The organism is Planomonospora algeriensis (assembly GCF_977012225.1).
This window is the reverse complement of record NZ_CDRNDK010000384.1, coordinates 1-6099: the sequence shown is the minus strand read 5'-3', so window position 1 is coordinate 6099 and position 6099 is coordinate 1. Positions and strand designations below refer to the sequence as shown.

The window sequence follows — 6099 nt, the reverse complement described above, 5'->3', positions numbered from 1 at the left end:
CTGCGGGAGGGCGCCGCTCGCGCCCGGTCCGGAGCAGGGCGAGCAGCCGGTGCACCTCGGCCAGCTCCGCCGCGGTCATCCGGGCCACGTCGCGGCCGCGCAGCACCTCCGCCGTGCTCGCCCTGGCGGCCAGGGGCGGTTCTCCGCCGGACTCGCCGGGGGTCCCGCCGGACAGCGCCGTGTACCGGGTGACGGTGACCGCCTCAGGCCGCGCGCGGCCCGGGCGCCTCCCGCCGAAGTAGGCCCGGAAGACCCGGTCGTAGCGGGGCAGGTCGTCGGCGGAGGCGCACAGGGTGGCACGGCCCGCCCAGTACACGTCGCCGGGGCGGGCGGCGTCCAGGTGGGTCAGGGCTCGCAGCAGGCTCCGGGTCCGCTCGTGGTCGGCGGGGACCCCGGCGGCCCTCAGGCTCCTGGCGAACCCCGTCATGACCGCCACCAGCTCCTCCGGCGCCGCCTCCGGTGCCGTCCCGGGCACCGCCTCCGGGACCGGGGGATCCGCCGCAGGGTCCTCCCGCCGCGGACCGCCGGGGAGGCCGGTGGGGCCGCCGGGAGGACCGCCGGAGACACCGGGGACGCCGCCGGGAGGACCGCCGGGGACATCAGCCTCGGGGGGCATCGAGGAGTCCGTTCCCGCGCACGGCCTCGTGGTCCTCCCGGTGCTTGAGCAGCGCGCCCAGCGTGGCCGCCGCCAGCCCCGGGTCCAGCTCCCGCGCGCCCAGGGTGAGCAGGGCCTCGGTCCAGTCGAGGGTCTCGGCGACGCCGGGCGGTTTGACCAGCCCGGCCCCGCGCAGCCGCCCGGCCGCCCCGGCGACCTGCTCGGCGAGGGTCCTGGAGCACTCGGGGAGCCGGCGCAGCAGGATCTCCACCTCCCGTTCGAAGGAGGGGTGCTCCAGCCAGTGGTAGAGGCAGCGCCGCTTGAGCGCGTCGTGCACCTCGCGGGTGCGGTTGGAGGTCAGCACCACCACCGGCGGGGTCCGGGCGCGGATCCTGCCGAGCTCCGGCACGGAGATCGCGAAGTCGGACAGGACCTCCAGCAGGATCGCCTCGAACTCCACGTCGGCCCGGTCGATCTCGTCGATGAGCAGCACGCTGGGCTGGGTCTCGACCGCCTGCAGCAGCGGCCGGGCGATCAGGAAGCGCCGGTCGTGGACCTCGTCCTCCAGCCGGGCCGCGTCGGCGCGCCCGCCCGCCTCGGCGGCCTTGAGGTGCAGCAGCTGCCGGGCGAAGTCCCAGTCGTAGAGGGCCTGGGAGCCCTCCAGCCCCTCGTAGCACTGGAGCCGGATCAGCGGCGCGTCCAGCACGTCGGCGAGCGTCCTGGCCAGCTCGGTCTTGCCGACGCCCGCCTCGCCCTCCAGGAACAGCGGGCGGCCCATCCGCAGCGCGAGGAACGCCGCCGTCGCCAGTCCCTCGTCGGCCAGGTAGGCCCGCCGGTCGAGCAGCTCGGCGAGCCGCCCGGGCGAGGCGAGATCCGATGTCGTGGTTGTCCGCCTCAGCACGGCCTCAGGGTACGCGCGGGGGGACCCGGGAATCCAGGGCCGTGCCGCGGCCGCCGCGCGGTGGCCGCCCGGGCGGTCGGGTCCTGATGATCGGTCCCGGACGCCGGTATCCTCTCCCGGTGAGTTATCCGGCCGGGCGGGTCACCTCGCCCTCGAGAGTGGTCGTCCTGGCGTTCCTCGGGGTGGTCCTGGCGGGGACCGGGCTGCTCTCCCTGCCCATCGCGGTCGAGCAGGGCCAGGAGGCGTCATGGACCTCCGCGCTGTTCACCGCGACCTCGGCGGTCTGCGTCACCGGCCTGGCCGTGATCGACACCGCCGCGCACTGGACGACCTTCGGCGAGGTCGTGATCCTGGTGCTGATCCAGATCGGCGGCTTCGGGATCATGTCGCTGGCCTCGATCCTCGCGCTGCTCGTCTCCGGCAGGCTCGGGCTGCGCGCGCGGCTCAGCACCCAGGCCGAGACCAAGTCCCTGGGGCCGGGCGACATCCGCCAGGTGATCGTGGGCGTCGCCAAGATCACGCTGGCGGTGGAGGCGGTGACGGCCGCCGTCCTCGCCGGCCGCTTCATGATCGGGTACGGCGAGCCGTTCGGCCGCGCCCTCTACCACGGGGTCTTCCACGCGGTCTCGGCGTTCACCAACGCGGGGTTCGCGCTCTGGCCCGACAGCGTGATGCGGTTCGTCCGCGACGTGTGGATCTGCCTGCCGCTGGCGCTGGCCGTGGTCGTCGGCGGCCTGGGCTTCCCGGTCTACACCGTGCTGCGGCGGCACTGGCGGCGGCCGTCCCGGTGGTCCCTGCACGCCAAGATCACTCTGGGGATGACCGCGATCCTGCTGTTCGGCGGCGCGCTGGCCATCACGATCTCGGAATGGAGCAACCCCGCGACGTTCGGTCCGCTCTCCCCGGGCCTGCGGATCCTGGCGGGCTTCTTCCACAGCGCGATGACCCGCAGCGGCGGCCTGAACTCCGTCGACACCTCCCAGATGCACGAGAACTCCTGGCTGATCAGCGACGTGCTGATGTTCATCGGCGCGGGCAGCGCCAGCACCGGGGGCGGCATCAAGGTGACCACGTTCGCGCTGCTGGGCTACGTCATCCTGGCCGAGCTGCGCGGCGAGCCCGACGTCACGGCGGGCCGCCGCCGCATCTCCGAGCAGCTGCAGCGCCAGGCGCTCACCATCGCCCTGGTCAGCGTGGCGGCGGTGGTCTCCGGCACGCTCGTGATGATGATGCTGACCCCGTTCGCGCTCGACCGCGTACTGTTCGAGGTGATCTCCGCGTTCGGCACCGTCGGGCTCTCCACGGGGATCACCGCCCAGGTCGGCACCGCCGGGCACCTGGTCCTGACGGCCCTGATGTTCATCGGCCGGCTGGGACCGGTCACCCTCGGCGCCGCGCTGGCCCTGCACGTCCAGACCCGCAGGTTCCGCTACCCGGAGGAGCGTCCCCTCGTTGGCTGAGAAGAAGAACCGCGTCGACCGCGACGCCGCCGTCGTGGTCATCGGCCTGGGCCGCTTCGGCGGGTCGCTCGCGGCCGAGCTCGTCGTCCGCGGCGTCGAGGTGCTCGGCGTGGACAGCGACTCCAGGAACGTGCAGGAGTTCTCCGGCCGGCTCACCCACGTCGTCTGCGCCGACTCCACCGACCCCGAGGCGCTGACCCAGCTGGGCGTGGCCGAGTTCGGCCGGGCGGTCGTCGGCATCGGCACCGACATCGAGTCGAGCATCCTGACCACCTCGATCCTGACCGACCTCGGCGTGCCCGACATCTGGGCCAAGGCGATCAGCCGCCAGCACGCCCGGATCCTGCAGCGGGTCGGCGCCCGGCACGTCGTGCAGCCCGAGGCGGACATGGGCGAGCGGGTCGCGCACCTGGTGACCGGCCGGATGCTCGACTACGTGGAGGTCGACGAGGACTACGCCCTGATCAAGACCAAGGCCCCCGGCTGGGCGGCCGGCAGGACGCTGGGCGACCTCGGCATCCGCACGGAGTACGGCGTGACCGTGGTCGCGGTCAAGAAGCCCGGCGCGAGGTTCACCTACGCCACCTCCCAGACCGTCATCGGTTCCGGCGACACCCTGCTCGTCGCGGGCGACACCGACCAGGCGGAGCGCTTCTCCGAGGAGACCTGAGCCCGGGCGCGAACGCCTCAGGACCGGCTCCCGCCCGCCGATGGGTGTCTCCGCATCGAGACGGCCCTGAAGACGGCCCAGAGACGACGGAGAGCACGCGATGGCGGGTGACCTGCAAGGCCGGACTGCGCCGGCGCGCCTCGTCCCGGACCATGTCCGGCGACGGCCGATCCAGACCGCGCTCGGCGCACTCGTCGTGTTCAGCCTCGGCTGGTTCGCCCTCGGGATCGCGCGTGTTCCCGCCTGGCCCGTCGTGGCCTGGATCCCGGTGGTCGGCTCCAGCGCGCTCGCCGCGCTCGCCTGTGCGGGCGTCGCGCGCTCGACGGAGCCGTCCGGCGCCGCGCGGGCGTTCTGGCGGCGGCTGAGCCTGGCGATGGGGCTGCTCACGCTCGGGCTGGCGAGCAACGCCCATGACGCGCTCACCCTGTCCGGGCCGACGGCGCAGTACATCGGGCCGCCGGCCCTGGCGCTGTTCCTGGCCGCCCTGCTGACCACCATCTGGGCTCTGCTGCGGCTGCCCATCGGGCGGCGCTCCCGCGGGGCGCGCCTGACCCTGGGGCTCGACGCGGGGATCGTCATGATGGCGGCGGTGCTGCTCGCGTGGTACCTGATGCTGCGCACCGCGCCGCACCTGCTCGACGTCGTGCACTCCTCCTGGGCCGGGCCGGTGCTCGCCGCCCTGGGTTTCGTCGAGGTGCTCGCCGCCGTCAAGGTGGCGCTGGCCGGAGCCGGGCCGCTGCCCCGCAACGTCCTGGCGGCCCTGGGCATGGCGTTCGCCGTCGCGGCGGCGAGCGGAGCGCTCGCCCCTCTCATCCAGAACGACTCCCACCTGGCCGCCACCCACGTCAGCCTCCCGCTCATCGCCTTCTGCATCGGCCTGGCCGTCGAGCGGCAGAAGCAGGCCGCGTCCGCGGTCGGCGCCGTACCGCGGCGGCGGTCCTTCAGCCTGCTGCCGTACGGCGCGATCGCGGCGGTCGACGCCCTGCTCCTGGCCTCCGCCCAGCGGCCCGGGCCGGAGATCCGCATGATCGCGGCCGCGACGATCGTCCTCACCGCCCTGGTGGTGATCCGCCAGATCGTGGCCTTCCGCGACAACGCCGCCCTGCAGCGGCAGTTGTCCCACCAGGCCACCCACGACACGCTGACCCAGCTCGCCAACCGGGCCCTGTTCGCCGAGCGCACCGCCGAGGCGCTCGCCGACTCCGGGATCCGCGGCTCCGCGCTGGCCCTGATCGACCTGGACGACTTCAAGGCGGTCAACGACCGGCTCGGGCACGCGGTGGGCGACGCCCTGCTGGTGGCGGTCGCCCAGCGGCTCCGGGCGTGCGTCCGGTGCTACGACACGGTCGCGCGGCTGGGCGGCGACGAGTTCGCCGTGCTGCTGCTCGACGTCACGGCCGCCGAGGCCGAGCAGATCACCGAGCGGATCATCCGGACGCTCCGCGCGCCGGTCAGCGCCGCCGGCCACGAGCTGCTCGTGCAGGCCAGCGTGGGCCTGGTCGACGGCGTGCGGGGCATGGACGCCAGCGAGCTGCTGCGCTGCGCCGACGTGGCCATGTACACCGCCAAGGAGCAGGGCAAGGGCCGGTACGTGCGCTACACCCCGGACCTGGACGCCCGCGCCCTCGACAACGCCCGGCTGGAGACGGAGATGCGGCGGGCCCTCGACGGCGACGAGCTGTTCCTGCTGTACCAGCCGGTCGTCACGCTGCCCGGCGGCGAGCTGTCCGGGGTGGAGGCGCTGGTGCGCTGGCGCCACCCGGAGCGCGGGCTGGTGTCCCCGGCGGAGTTCGTCCCCGTCGTCGAGCGCACCGGGATGATCGTCGAGCTCGGCGCCTGGGTGCTGCGCGAGGCCTGCCGCCAGATGGCCGACTGGAAGCACCGGTACGGCCCGGCCGCGCCGGTGAAGATGAGCGTGAACGTCTCCGCCCGGCAGCTGCGGGAGCAGTCCTTCGCCGAGACCGTCGCCGAGGTGCTGGCGGAGACCGGGCTGCGCCCGGCCGACCTGGTGATGGAGATCACCGAGACGTCCGTGTTCGACGGGGGGCTCGCGGTGGAGACCGTGCACGCCGTCCAGGAGCTCGGAGTCGCGATCGCCCTGGACGACTTCGGCACCGGACACTCCTCCCTCGGGCTGCTGCGCACCTGCCCGGTGGACGTGCTCAAGGTGGACAAGCTGTTCATCGACGGGGTGACCGGCAGCACCGAGCAGGCGGCGATCGCCACCTCGCTGCTGCACATCGCCCGGGCGCTGCGGCTGAGCGCCGTCGCCGAGGGCGTGGAGACCGCGGCCCAGGCCGAGCGGCTGCACGAGCTGGGCTACCGGCTGGCGCAGGGCTTCCACTTCGCGCCGCCGCTCTCGCCGGGGAACATCGAGCAGATCCTGGAGACCCGCCGCGAGAACCTCGGCGCGGACTCGTGGGAGCCGCCGGCCCTGGCCGGCTGAGGCCCGCCGTACGGGCGGCTCCGCCGC

4 protein-coding genes and 1 pseudogene are annotated in these 6099 nt (G+C 74.1%); 3 read left to right on the top strand and 2 right to left on the bottom strand.

Going from position 1 to position 6099, the window contains the following annotated elements:
* Together ACWJ6R_RS28105 and ACWJ6R_RS28100 are read right to left on the bottom strand one after the other, a co-directional pair.
* Nucleotides 1-475, bottom strand: a pseudogene (locus ACWJ6R_RS28105) (hypothetical protein); the annotation flags it as partial.
* Nucleotides 476-599: 124 nt separating this feature from the next.
* Nucleotides 600-1496, bottom strand: coding sequence for an AAA family ATPase (locus ACWJ6R_RS28100; protein ID WP_449065114.1), 897 nt, complete (start codon nt 1494-1496; stop codon nt 600-602).
* 86 nt (nt 1497-1582) lie between these two features.
* Here ACWJ6R_RS28100 and ACWJ6R_RS28095 point away from each other — a divergent pair, with 86 nt between their 5' ends.
* From ACWJ6R_RS28095 to ACWJ6R_RS28085, 3 genes are all read left to right on the top strand, one after another.
* Nucleotides 1583-2956, top strand: coding sequence for a TrkH family potassium uptake protein (locus tag ACWJ6R_RS28095; RefSeq protein ID WP_449065113.1), 1374 nt, complete (start codon nt 1583-1585; stop codon nt 2954-2956).
* Nucleotides 2949-3626, top strand: a complete 678-nt coding sequence (locus tag ACWJ6R_RS28090) for a potassium channel family protein (protein ID WP_449065112.1) — start codon at nt 2949-2951, stop codon at nt 3624-3626. The genes ACWJ6R_RS28095 and ACWJ6R_RS28090 overlap by 8 nt, the downstream gene beginning before the upstream one ends.
* A 100-nt stretch (nt 3627-3726) precedes the next feature.
* Nucleotides 3727-6072, top strand: coding sequence for a putative bifunctional diguanylate cyclase/phosphodiesterase (locus ACWJ6R_RS28085; protein ID WP_449065111.1), 2346 nt, complete (start codon nt 3727-3729; stop codon nt 6070-6072).
* Nucleotides 6073-6099: the final 27 nt, after the last annotated feature.